9 protein-coding genes are annotated in these 12,664 nt (G+C 69.9%); 1 reads left to right on the forward strand and 8 read right to left on the reverse strand.

Annotated features, from left to right (window positions below):
* The 7 genes from modB to GZ997_RS07145 form a co-directional block, all read right to left on the reverse strand.
* On the reverse strand, positions 1–873 hold an 873-nt coding region (gene modB, locus GZ997_RS07115), incomplete at its 3' end, for a molybdate ABC transporter permease subunit (protein WP_343212293.1).
* Positions 874–965: 92 nt separating this feature from the next.
* Entirely contained in the window at positions 966–1,799 is an 834-nt protein-coding gene (modA, locus tag GZ997_RS07120) for a molybdate ABC transporter substrate-binding protein (protein ID WP_162679399.1), read from the reverse strand.
* A gap of 182 nt (positions 1,800–1,981) precedes the next feature.
* Positions 1,982–2,776: a respiratory nitrate reductase subunit gamma gene (gene narI / locus GZ997_RS07125; RefSeq protein ID WP_162679400.1), complete on the reverse strand. Its 795-nt coding sequence runs from the start codon at positions 2,774–2,776 to the stop codon at positions 1,982–1,984.
* Positions 2,773–3,495, reverse strand: coding sequence for a nitrate reductase molybdenum cofactor assembly chaperone (gene narJ, locus GZ997_RS07130; protein ID WP_238994341.1), 723 nt, complete (start codon positions 3,493–3,495; stop codon positions 2,773–2,775). Before narJ ends, narI begins: the two co-directional genes overlap by 4 nt.
* Positions 3,496–3,502: 7 nt before the next feature.
* The gene (narH, locus tag GZ997_RS07135) at positions 3,503–5,107 is read right to left on the reverse strand and encodes a nitrate reductase subunit beta (RefSeq protein WP_162679402.1); all 1,605 of its coding nucleotides are present in this window, start codon (positions 5,105–5,107) and stop codon (positions 3,503–3,505) included.
* A complete protein-coding gene (locus tag GZ997_RS07140; RefSeq protein WP_162679403.1) occupies positions 5,107–8,928 on the reverse strand; it encodes a nitrate reductase subunit alpha in 3,822 nt (1,273 codons plus the stop codon). The genes narH and GZ997_RS07140 overlap by 1 nt, the downstream gene beginning before the upstream one ends.
* A 118-nt stretch (positions 8,929–9,046) precedes the next feature.
* Entirely contained in the window at positions 9,047–10,375 is a 1,329-nt protein-coding gene (locus GZ997_RS07145; protein WP_162679404.1) for an MFS transporter, read from the reverse strand.
* 336 nt (positions 10,376–10,711) lie between these two features.
* Between GZ997_RS07145 and GZ997_RS07150 the strand changes: the two genes are divergently transcribed.
* Entirely contained in the window at positions 10,712–11,272 is a 561-nt protein-coding gene (locus tag GZ997_RS07150; protein ID WP_162679462.1) for a MogA/MoaB family molybdenum cofactor biosynthesis protein, read from the forward strand.
* Between the two features lie 209 nt (positions 11,273–11,481).
* Here GZ997_RS07150 and GZ997_RS07155 read toward each other — a convergent pair whose 3' ends face one another.
* Positions 11,482–12,630, reverse strand: coding sequence for a hypothetical protein (locus GZ997_RS07155; RefSeq protein ID WP_162679405.1), 1,149 nt, complete (start codon positions 12,628–12,630; stop codon positions 11,482–11,484).
* Between the last annotated feature and the right edge of the window lie 34 nt (positions 12,631–12,664).

Raw genomic sequence — 12,664 nt, forward strand, 5'->3', positions numbered from 1 at the left:
GTTGCCTGCCCGGGGGGCGGCGGGGGTGCCGTCTGGGAGGTGGGCGGCTGTGCTGGTGGGGTCGGCACCTTGGGGGTGGGACGGCGTCGTGCCTGGCGGACCTTGCAGACGCTGACGAAGGCGCCGGCCAAGCACATCCCAGCGCACGCCGGTGGCGCCCACCACCAGGAACGATGCGGCGATCAGCACCACCGCCAGCGCCAGGGCGGTCGGGGCGTCGGACTCCCGCTCCAGGTAGATCACCAGCGGCACGGTCCGGGTGACGCCCTCACGCGAGCCGGCGAAGGCGATGGTGGCGCCGAACTCGCCCAGGCTGCGCCCCAGTGCCAATGCGGTGCCGCGCGCTAGGGCCGGGGCGGCCAGCGGCAGGGTGATGCGGGTGAGCACCGTCGTCGGGCCGGCTCCGAGCGTGCGGGCGATCGTCTCGGGGCGGGTGTCGCGCGAGCGCAGGGCCGCCTCCAACGTGACCACCAGGTAGGGCATGGAGACGAACACCTGGGCGATCACCACGGCGGTCGTGGTGAAGGAGACCTGTATGCCGAGCCCGCCCAGGAGCGGGCCGAGTAGGCCCCGCTTGCCCAGCGTGGCCAGCAGGGCCGTGCCGGCCACCACCGGCGGCATGGACATGGGCAGCACCGCCAGCACCCGGGCCACACGCACGCCGGGCCACTCGTGGGCGAGCACGACCGCCAGCGGCACCCCCAGGAGTACCGAGACGAGTGTGGCCAGGACACAGGTGCGCAGCGACAGGCCCAGCGCCAGGCGGGCGGACTGCGAGCCGAGCAGGGTGGGCAACTGGGCCCAGTCCACCCGGGTTCCCAGGCCGACAAGGGGCAGCAGGGTGGCGCAGGCACCGATTAATGCCAGGAGCACAACGGTCGCCGGCAGGCGGGTGCGGGCGGCCCGGGACCGGGCGGTAGCACTTCCCCATGCGGTCCTGGTGCCGGATGCGGTTCCGAGCCGGGTCACTTGGCCGCGGGGGCGCCGAAGCCGTACTTGGCCAGCACCGCCTGCCCGGCGTCGGACAGGACCAGGTCGACGAATGCCTGGGCGGTATCTGGGACCGCGGTATCCCGCGTGAGCGCTATCGGGTAGTGGTTGACGACGTCGTTGTCGGGAAGGGCGATGACCTCGACGGCGTTGCCCGCATCGGCGGCGTCGGTGGTGTAGACGATGCCGGCGTCGGCCTCCCCTGAGGCGACCTTGCCGCGCACGTCGGTGACCTTCTGCTCCTCGGAAACCGGGTCCAGCGTCACGCCTAGCCGGGTGGCGAGCGTTCGGGTGGCCTCCCCGCAGGGCACTTCCGGTGCGCAGATGACCAGGTCGGCCCCGGCCAGGGTACCGTCGTCAATGCCGGTGACGCCGGCGGGGTTGCCAGCCGGGACAATGAGCGTAAGCACGTTGGTGGCGAACTCCGACTGGTCCGCGACCAGGGACTGGGCGGCGGCGTCGTCCATGGTGGAGTTGTTGGCGGTGGCGAGCACGTCGGCTGCCGCGCCCTCGGACAGGGCGGATACCAGGTCTTGCGAGCCCTGGAAGTCGAAGACTACGGAGACGCCTGGGTTGGCCCGCTGGAAGTCATCGGCTATCTCCTCGAAGGCGTCCTGGAGCGAGGCTGCGGCGAAGACCACGACCTGGTCGTTAGCGCCCGCGTTGGTTGCGGTGGCGTTGGGGGACTCCGTGCTGGAGGACGGCGAGCCGATGGCGCCGCAGGCCGTGAGCGACAGGGCTGCGGTAAGCACGGCGGTGGCCAGGGCGGTGCGGCGTGTGGCCGAGGCTCTGCGACGTGACAGGTGCATGTGGGCGTCTCCTTCGAGTCGTGGTGCGAGGCCTGGGCCCCACCGGCGAGGCTACCGGCAACCGCTGCGTCCCACCTTCACCGAGAGCGGCACTTGTTACATGCCGAGACCGGTAGATATAACCGCCGAGGTCGGTAGACGTAACGTCTACCGACCTCGGCGTAGGAGACAGACACAGACGACTAGGCACCCTGGGAGGGGGTGAGGTCGTCGGCGCCCTGGTTACCGGTGCCCTGCGTGCGCACCGGCTGCCAGCCGCGGCGCGGCCGCACGGTTGCGGTGGCGCCCGGGCGGGAGCGGTAGACCACGTATGGCCGGGTCACGTAGCCCAGCGGCGCGGAGACCACGTGGACGAGCCGGGTGAAGGGCCAGACGGCGAACAGCAGCAGGCCCGCCACAATGTGCAGCTTGAACACCATGGGCACGTCCGCCATCAGCTCCGGGGCCGGGTGCAGGGCGAAGACCGACCGGAACCAGGGGCTGATCGTCTCCCGGTAGTCGTAGCCGCCGTCGGCGCCGCCCAGCAACTGCGTGGACAGCGTCGCCCACGCGCCCAGGCACACGGGCACCGCCAGCAGCACGTACATGAAGATGTCGTTCCGCGTGGTCGCCAGGCGCACCGACTTGACCACGATGCGCCGGTAGAGCAGTCCCGCCAGCCCCACCAGGGTCATCAGCCCGGCAATCGAGCCGGGGATCACGGCCATGAGGTGGTAGACGTGCTCGGGGATACCGGCCGCCTCGGTCCAGCTCTTGGGTATCACCAGGCCCATGAAGTGGCCCAGCGCTACCAGCAGGATCCCGAAGTGGAACAGGGGAGACGCCCAGCGCAGGATGGCCGACTCCTGCCACTGGGAGGAGCGGCTGGTCCACCCGAACTGGTCGGTGCGGTATCGCCATATCAGCCCCGCCACCAGCAGGATGAAGGACACATAGGGCAGAGCGGTCCACAGGACCGCGGACTCGAAGGTGCTCATGACTGCTCCTGTGTGGTGAATGCAGACGGGAAGCCGACGGGCGTCGTCGGCGGCATGGTCGGGAAGGGCAGCGTGTCGGTGACACCCACCGTCTCGGTGGGCGGGCCGGCGGCGACCAGGGCACGTACCCGCTGCGCGGTGGCCTCATCCACCGGCTCCAGGGTGGCGACGACGGCGTCGAGCAGGCGGGCGTAGGGGGAGGCGGCGTCGACCAGGGCCCGGCGCAGCACCTCCAGGCCGTCCCGGTGCGAGGACAGCAGCACGTCGGCGATCTCATCCCCGCTGCGGGCGCTCAGCTCCAGCACCACCGGCAGGTAGTCGGGCAGTTCGTCGCGTTCGAGCTCGTAGCCCGCAGCGGCCAGGGCCTGCTTGAACGCCAGTAGCGCGGCGCCCCGGTAGCGGGTGTCGCCGACGGCGTAATAGCTCAGGTACAGGCAGCAGCGCCGGCGCCGGTCGAATACCTCCACATAGTGCTCGGCCAGGGCGCGGGTGCCCCGGCTGCGCGCCTGCGCCACGAACGCCTCCAGCGGCGCGCGGACCGCCTCCGGTAGCCCAGGGGCGTCGGCCAGGGCCGCGGCGACGGCGTCGAGCCGCTCGGTGAAAGTGCCCTCAGCCGGGTAGTCGAGCAGCAGGGAGACGCTCATATGGACGATCGCCCGCGTGGCGGCGTCGACCCTCACCGCGGCCACCGGCGGCGCCACGTCTTCACCGGTCTTCATCGCCATGTCAGCTGCCCTCGGCTCGGCCGGCCTGGCCCACCCCGACGCCGGGGCCGGCGGACGGAACCGGGGAACGGCGCACGGTCGGCAGCGGCAGGCTCACCGGGCCGCCGACGCCCTGGGATGCGGCGGCGGAGCCGCAGGCGGCGGGAGCGCCCTCACCCAGCAGCGTGCGCACATCCTCACCCATGGCGGTCATGCCGCGCGGCACCTCCGGGCTGGCGGTGGGGATGACGTAGCGGTCGTCGTACTTGGCGATGGCCAGCAGCCGGTACATGGCCTCCAGCTCCTGTCCGCTCATGCCGACGGCGGCGGCGATGGCCGGGTCGGCCTCACGTCCCAGGTGCACCTGCCGCATGTGGGAGCGCATGGCCGCGAGTCGGCGCAGCACCAGCTCCACCGCGTTGGTGTCCCCGGCGGTGAACAGGCCCGCCAGGTACTCCAGGGGGATGCGCATCTCGGACACGGCGGTCAGCAGTACCCGGTGGTCCTCCCCGTCCAGGCCGGCGGCGGCGACCTCGTCCACTACCGGCGACAGCGGCGGTATGTACCAGACCATTGGCATGGTGCGGTACTCCGGGTGCAGCGGCAGTGCCACCCGGTAGGTGGAGATCAGGTCCCACACGGGGGAGTTCTGGGCGGCCTGCACCCAGGAGGCGGGCACGCCCGCATCCCGGGCCGCCCGCACCACCTCCGGATCGTGGGGGTCCAGCAGGATCTCCCGCTGTGCCGGGTACAGGTCCCGCGGGTCGGCGACGGCGGCCGCCTGGGAGACCCGGTCGGCGTCGTACAGGAGCACCCCCAGGTACCGCAGCCGCCCCACGCAGGTCTCGGAGCAGACGGTGGGCTGGCCGGCCTCCAGGCGCGGGTAGCACAGGGTGCACTTCTCGGCCTTGCCGGTGGCGTGGTTGAAGTAGACCTTCTTGTACGGGCAGGCGGACACGCACATGCGCCAGCCGCGGCAGGCGTCCTGGTCCACCAGCACGATGCCGTCCTCGCTGCGCTTGTACATGGCCCCGGAGGGGCAGGCGGACACGCAGGTCGGGTTCAGGCAGTGCTCGCAGATGCGCGGCAGGTAGAACATGAAGGTCTGGTCGATTTCGGTGGCGACCTTCCGGCTCATGCCCGCCACGATCGGGTCCTCGGGCAGCGTCTGGGTGGAGCCGCCCAGGTCGTCGTCCCAGTTGGGGCCCCACTGGATCGTGGGCAGGTACTCGCCGGTCAGCTGGCTCTTGGCGCGCGCCACCGGAATGTTGGGGGAGTCCTTCGGGGCGGACAGCAGCCGGTCATACTCGTAGGTCCACGGCTCGTAGTAGTCCTGAACGCCCGGCATGTCAGGGTTGGCGAAGATCTGCGCGAGCCGGCGCAGGCGCCCGCCGGAGCGGGGCCGCAGCCGTCCACCGGCGGTGCGCTCCCAGCCGCCGCGCCAGCGCTCCTGGTCCTCCCAGCCCTTGGGGTAGCCGACGCCGGGGCGCGTCTCGACGTTGTTGAACCACATGTACTCGGTGCCCTCGCGGTTGGTCCACGCCTGCTTGCAGGTGACCGAGCACGTGTGGCAGCCGATGCACTTGTCCAGGTTCATCACCATGGCGATCTGGGCCATCACCTTCATCAGAAGGTCACCTCCTGGTTGGTGCGACGACGAATGAGGGTGACCTCGTCGCGGTTGTTGCCGGTGGGGCCGATGTAGTTGAAGGCGTAGGAGAGCTGGGCGTAGCCGCCCGCGAAGTGGCTGGGCTTGAGCACGATGCGGGTCAGCGAGTTGTGGGTGCCGCCGCGGCGTCCCGAGGCCTCGGTAAGCGGCGTGTTCATGGTGCGCTCCTGGGCGTGGTGCATGAACACCGTGCCCTCGGGGATGCGGTGGGAGACGACCGCGCGCGCGGCCACGATCCCGTTGCGGTTGTAGGCCTCCACCCACTCGTTGTCCCGTACGCCGATCTTGTCCGCGTCCGCGGGGCTCATCCAGATGGTCTGCCCGCCCCGGCCCAGGGTGAGCATGTGCAGGTTGTCGTAGTACTGGGAGTGAATCGCCCACTTGTTGTGGATCGTCAGGTAGCGCACGGCCACCTGCACTGCGCCGTCGGGGGTGGTGCCCACCTGCCCGGGTGCGGCCTCCCCGTAAAGGGCGGCGAAGTCCAGTGGCGGGCGGAAGGTCGGCAGCGACTCACCCATGTCCCGCATCCAGTCGTGGTCCAGGTAGTAGTGCATGCGGCCGGTGAGCGTGTGCCACGGCTTGGCGTGCTCCACATTGACCACGAAGGCCGAGTAGCGCCTGCCCCCGTGCTCCGAGCCGGACCACTCCGGGGTGGTGATCACGGGCTGCGGCTTGACCTGGGTGTCGGCGAAGGTGACCTGCTTGCCGGCCTCCTCCTCGCTCAGCTCCACCAGGGGAGTGCCGGTGCGCCGGGACAGGGTCTGCCAGCCCTGGGTGGCCAGGTGCCCGTTGGTCGCGCCGGACATGTGCATGACGGCGTCGCCGGCCCGGATGGGGGTATTGATCAGTGGGCGGCCCGCCGCCGCGCCGACGCCGGTGCCGTGGGCACGCCGCAGTCGCTCCATCTCCCGCTCCGGGTGCAGCATGATGCCCTTGATGGGGATGCCGGGGGACTCCACGAGGGGGCCGACGGCGTTGAACTTGTTGCGGATCTGGGTGTAGTCCCGCTCGATCGGCACCAGCTTGGGCATGGTCACGCCCGGCACCCACGCCTGCGGCAGGGCGGAGGTGTCCCCGTGCGGCATGGTCATGGCGTCGGGGGTGTCGTGGGTCAGCGGGGCGGCGACGACGTCGGTCTGGGTGCCCAGGTACTTGGGCGCCCAGGCGCTGACCAGCTCGGCCAGCTGCTGGTAGATGTCGAAGTCGCTGCGTGCCTCCCACGGCGGGTCGATCGCCAGGTTGAAGGAGTGGATGAAGGGGTGCATGTCCGTGGTGGACAGGTCGTACTTCTCATACCAGGTGGCCGCCGGCAGCACGACGTCGGAGTGCAGCGTCGTGGAGGTGTTGCGGAAGTCCGCCGTCCACATCAGGTCCAACTTGCCCTGGGGAGCCTCCTCCCGCCAGGTCATGGACACCGGGCGGCGTCCGGCGGGGGTCTCGACGGCGTTCACGTCGCCACCGGAGCCGACCATGTGGCGCAGGAAGAACTCGGTGCCCTTGGCGGAGGAGCCGAGCAGGTTGGTGCGCCAGGAGGCCAGGATGCGGGGGAAGTTCTCCGGGGCGTCCGGGTCCTCGCAGGCGAAGCGCAGCTCGCCCCGGGTCAGCTGGTCGACGACGTAGTCCTTGGGGTCCATGCCCGCGGCGGCGGCCTGCTGCCCCAGCAGCAGCGGGTTGCGGTCGAAGGTCGGATAGGAGGGCGTCCAGCCGCGCCGCATCGCCTCCACCAGGGTGTCCGAGGCGGTCTTGCCCGCCAGGGTGCCGGCGCCCAGCGGAGAGGCCAGCCGGTCCGCCGGGGTATCGTCGTAGCGCCACTGGTCGGTGGTCAGGTACCAGAAGCCGGTGGAGATCATCTGCCGCGCGGGCCGGTGCCAGTCCAGGGCGAAGGCGAACTGCGACCAGCCGGCGATGGGGCGGACCTTCTCCTGGCCGACGTAGTGGGCCCAGCCGCCGCCGTTGACGCCCTGGGTGGCGCACATGGAGGTCAGCGCCAGCAGGGTCCGGTAGATCTGGTCGGCGTGGTAGTAGTGGTTGATGCCGGCCCCCATGACGATCTGGGAGCGGCCGCCGGACTCGATGGCGTTGACGGCGAAGTCCCGCGCCACCCGGATGGTGGCCGGGCCCGGCACGCCGGTCAGCTCGCCGGCCCAGGCGGGCGTGCCCGGGACGGTGGCGTCGTGGTAGTCGGCCGGCCACTGGCCGGGCAGGCCGGGACGGGCCACCGCGTAGTCGGCCAGCAGCAGGTCGTAGACGGTGGTGACCAGCCGCCCGTCGGGCAGGCGGGTGGCGGGCACGCCCCGCCGGGCTACGCCGCCGCCGACGCTGCCGGTGGGGGTCTGCGAGCCGGGCAGGTCGAAGCGGGGCAGCAGGATCTCCGTCGGCTCGACGACGACGCTGCTTGCCGGGGCGGGCGAGCCCGCGGCGTCGGCGGCCTGGGAGGATGGGCCCGCCGCGCCGTCGTCGGCGAGGTCGGCGATGGACATGATCGGGTCCACGCCCTCCATGAGCAGGTTCCACTTGCCCTCGCCCTCGGGGGTGAAGCGGTCGGCCAGCGTGCCGCCGGGGTCGGCGGGGCCGCGCTCGCGGTCCCACACTAGCGGCCGGAACTCGCCGCGGGGCAGGTCGTCGGCCACCCCGGCCACGCCGTCGGCGGTGACGAAGCGGCCCGGAACCGTCCCGGAGCCGTCGGGGGCGGGCACCAGCTCCACCAGGAACGGGGCGTCGGTGTGACGGCGCATGTACTCCAGGAAGAAGGGCTCGCGCCGCCCGACGTGGAACTCGGACAGGATCACGTGCCCCATGGCCATGCCCAGCGCCCCGTCGGTGCCGGGGGCCACCCGCAGCCACTGGTCGGCGAACTTGGTGTTGTCGGCGTAGTCGGGGGAGACGGCCACCACCTTCTGCCCGTGGTAGCGGGCCTCAGTCATGAAGTGCGCGTCCGGGGTGCGGGTCAGCGGCAGGTTCGACCCCCACATGATCAGGTACTGGGCGTTGTACCAGTCGCCCGCCTCCGGGACGTCGGTCTGGTCTCCGAACACCTGCGGGGAGGCCGGCGGCAGGTCCGCGTACCAGTCGTAGAAGGACAGCATGGTGCCGCCGATCAGCTCGTGGAAGCGGGCGCCGGCCCCGTAGGAGATCATCGACATGGCCGGGATGACGGAGAACCCGGCGCACCGGTCCGGCCCCCAGGTGCGGATGGTGTGCACGTAGGCGGCGGCGATGAGCTCCATCGCCTCGTCCCAGCCGACCCGCACCATTCCGCCCCGCCCGCGCGCCGACTTGTAGGCGCGGGAGGTCTCCGGATCTCCAGTGACCTCCGCCCAGGCGGCCACGGCATCGCCGTCGTGGCGCTGCCGGGCGGCGCGGAAGGCGTCCAGCAGGACGCTGCGCACATACGGGTAGCGGATGCGCGTGGGGGAGTAGGTGTACCAGGAGAAGGCGGCACCGCGCGGGCAGCCGCGGGGCTCGTACTCGGGCATGTCCGGCCCGGTGGTGGGGTAGTCGGTGATCTGCTTCTCCCAGGTGATCACGCCGTCGGTGACGTACACCTCCCAGGCGCACGAGCCGGTGCAGTTCACCCCGTGGGTGGAGTGGACCATCTTGTCGTGGCTCCACCGGTGCCGGTAGAAGGAGTCGGCGTCGCGCCCGCCTTCGAGGAACAGCCGGCGGGCGTCTGCGGATGGTTCTCCCCGGCGCAGGTAGGAGCCCAGGGCGAACAGTCCCGGGGCGTTCTCAACCCTGGCGTCGGGTCCGGGGACGATCGGGGCGGTGGGTGTACTCATCGCGGGTCCTTGGCGGGGTGGCTGGAGGTATGGGCGGAACTTGAAGCGGTGTGATGAGTCGGCCGGGCCGCCGATCCGGTGCGGCCGCGGCGGTGACACGGCGTCGTCGTCGGGAGTGTCAGCCGGGCCGCTTGGCGGAGGGTCGGGCGTAGCGGATCCAGCAGATGACGGCGCACACCACGCAGAAGACGGCGCAGCCGTAGAAGAATGTGGAGGTGGACATCAGAGTCAGGGCGATGCCGACCAGGAACGGCCCGAGTGCGGCCACGGCGGCGGTGAAGCCGATCGCCCCGCCCGCCTGGCGCTTGGGCATGATCATGGGCATCTGCTTGAAGGTGGAGGCGTTGCCCACCCCGGCGAAGAAGAACATGGCCAGCAGGCCGATCATGAATACGGGGAAGTCGCCGGCGTCGTCGGCGGTGGCGACCTGCCAGCCGCAGAAGGTCATGGTGACGGCCATGCCGACGGCGGAAACGAAGGTCCAGATGGCGCCGCCGAAGCGGTCGCACAGGGGACCCCAGGCGAAGCGCAGGAAGGAGCCCAGCAGTGTGCCGATGAAGGCGTAGGAGGCGCCCTTGGGCAGCTCGGCGGCGGCCAGTGTCTGTGCCAGCGGGGAGGAGGCGCCGTAGTTGTTGTTGATGATGTTGGCGGTCTGCGCGGCGAAGCCGGAGAAGATGCCGAAGGTCATGATGTACAGGACCGTCATCAGCCAGGTGTCGATGTTGCCGAAGATGTCCAGCTGCTGGCTGATATTGGCCTTGACCGGCACGTCCTTGATGTAGGCGAAGGCCAGGGCGGCGGCGATCAGGGACCACGGCAGGAAGAAGACGGTGGCGTTGAAGACCCGCGGGGCGCCGTCGGAGTAGGGGGCCACCCAGGTGAGCCCGAGCAGGCTCGTGCTCATCAGGAACGGGGCGGCCAGCTGGATGACGCTCATGCCCATGTTGCCCAGTCCGCCCTGCAGGCCCAGCGCCGTGCCGGACAGGCGCTTGGGGAAGAAGAAGCCGGTGGAGGGCATGTAGCCGGAGAACGTGGCGGCACCGATGCCGCAGGTGAAGGACAGCGCCAGCAGGGTGGCGAAGGAGGTGGCGGGGTTCTGCACGGCGAAGAACCAGCCGAGCATCGGTAGGACGTACAGCAGGGAGGACCAGCCGATCATCTTGCGCGAGCCGATGGTCGCGGGCAGGAACATGTAGATCAGGCGCAGCCCCGCGCAGGACAGGCCCGGCATGGAGGTGATCCAGTAGATCTGGTTCGTGGTCAGCTCGAAGCCGATCTCGTTCAGGCGCGGGGCTACGGCGCTGGGCAGGAACCACACCGTGAAGCCGAGCATGAGGGAGAAGGTGGTGATGGCCAGGGTGCGCCAGGCGATGGACGCCGACCAGCCGTCCGGCTCCTCCGGGTTCCAACCGGTCAGGACGCGGCCGGAGGTATCGAGCTGACTCATGGTGCTGTAACTCCTGTGGGTAGGGGGTGAGTAACCGTGAGCTGTTCCGGGTGAACCGGTTTGCGCGTGGGCGGGGCGTCCCTGCCTGCGCGGTCAGGACATGATGCCTGAACTGGGCGTTCCCCATTCGTCGTGGCCGTGCCTGGCTTGATTTCGCGGTTCTCCGACCTCATGTTTTTTCCGGAGGGGACCGTAATAAGCAAGTCTGATGTGAGCTAATAGGCATCCGGTGCGAGGCGGGTGTGGGAGTATCCGTGCTGGTCGAAGGGGTTTTGGCCGGGTTCTCGGGCTACCGTGTCCGGCATGAGTCAGCAGACAGCGCCCACTTCCTCCGGCATGCCCACGGCGTCGGCCTCAGTCGCCCCCGCAGATGCTCCCGTGCCTCAAAAGGGGCTGCATCCGCTGCCCGCACCTGTCAAGGGCGCCGTGATTACCGTCTCCGACCGTTGCGTGAGCGGTGAGCGGGAGGATGTCTCCGGTCCCCTGGCCGCGCGGCTGCTGCGAAAGCACGACGTCTTGGTCGACGCCGTGAAGGTGGTGCCCGACGGGGTGGAACCGGTGCGCGCCGCCATTGAGGAGGCCATTGCTGCCGGTGCGCGCGTGGTGCTGACTACCGGCGGCACCGGCGTCACCCCGCGTGACCTGACCCCGGAGGCCACCGCCCCGCTGCTGGCGGTGCGCTTGGAGGGCGTCGAGGCGCAGATCCGCGCCTATGGGTTGACCCAGACTCCACTGTCAAGTCTCTCCCGCGGGCTCGTGGGGGTCACCGGTCGCGACGCCGACGGCGTGCTGGTGGTCAACGCGCCCGGCTCGCGCGGAGGAGTCAAGGACACCATCGCCGTGGTGGGGCCCCTGGTTCCGCACGTCCTGGAGCAGCTCGGCGGCGGCGACCACTGACCGCCCCACCCCTCCTGTCCCTGCCCCGCCCCGCCCCGCCCCGCCCCGCCGAGACCGGCACTTGTGACGTGCCGAGACCGGCACTTGTGACGTGCCGAGACCGGCACTTGTGACGTGCCGAGAGCGGCACTAATGACCTGTGCGTTTGAGGCGCGCGATCCGGGCGGCCGGCTGCACATGGCGGGAGACCTGCATGGGCTGCCTGACAATCATTCCGCGGCGCGCGTGCGCTCGCGTTTGGTTCGAAGCCCACTGACCGGGCGGCTCTCGCATGCGGTGCGGGGCAGCAGGGCGCGGAGCCTTTCTAGCGCTCGATCGGTATCGCGCACCTCGTCTGGCGAGAAATGCGCGATTTCGAACCCCTGATCGATGAAGGCGTCATCGCGTGCGGCTTGGCGGGCGCGGACGGCGTCCGGATCGTGACGTAGCTTTATCAGCCCATCCACTTCCGCCGCTCTCCGCAGGCTCTGCCAGCCGAGATCTGCGAAGAAGGTGGTTGTCTCGGTGTGCAGCGGCATCTGTGGAGTCGGTGCTGTGAGTCCATTCGCCAGGCAGATTCTGCGCAGCTCTGTCTCATAGGGCGATTGGCTCCAGGGAGTGGCGGCTTCAATGACGGCCCTGGCCCTCCGCACCCCGCGTTCGCCGCGGCGACGACTCAACCGATCCATGATTCGCGTTCGCAGCATACTCGCTTCCCGGTTGATCTCGGCGGCGCGATCCCAGGGACGGTTGATGGTGCGGTACCCCGGCTGTTTCGTGTCAGTAGGGGGAGTTAGAGCTCCGGTGGCGATCGCCATCAAGGAGTCGACGGCCACCAGGGCAGCATCCGGTTGGAGGTACCGGGCGCAGTCCTCGATGGTTCGTTCGAGTCCGGTCACACGTATTCCATCGATAGTGATGACGTCGGTGTCAGGAATCTGGAAATGGTGACGATGGAGCGCGCGGCTGGCGAGAGCGCGTCGACGGTCGAGCGGGCTCAGATCGCGGCTGGGTGGACGCGTAGGGTCGCGGCGTGTCGGCGGACGACGTAGTCCGTGGACACGAAAGGGAACCGCGAGGTGCAACGCGTCCGGGGCGTGCCAGGTATTTCCTCCGTGCATCAGTACGGCGCTTTCCAGAACTACCACACCGCTGAGTTCGTCAGTGCGCACCGTTTCCAGCATCACGGCGTGCATCGCGGTCTGTCGTTCCCAGGCTGCGGCGTCGGGAGGGAGATGGATGTACGCGTCGCGTCGAATCTGGGTGAGCTGCCCGGAGCGGACTTCGCTCTCCAGTAGGTTTCGCCCGACAATGGAGCGACGAATGAGTGCGGTAGGGATCACGGGGGACTCGTTGGTGGGAGTGGCGCCATTGCTCATGACGGAAGCGTGCACTAGATGCGCCTATTAACGC

The organism is Actinomyces sp. 565 (assembly GCF_010365615.1).
Lineage (GTDB): Bacteria > Actinomycetota > Actinomycetes > Actinomycetales > Actinomycetaceae > Actinomyces.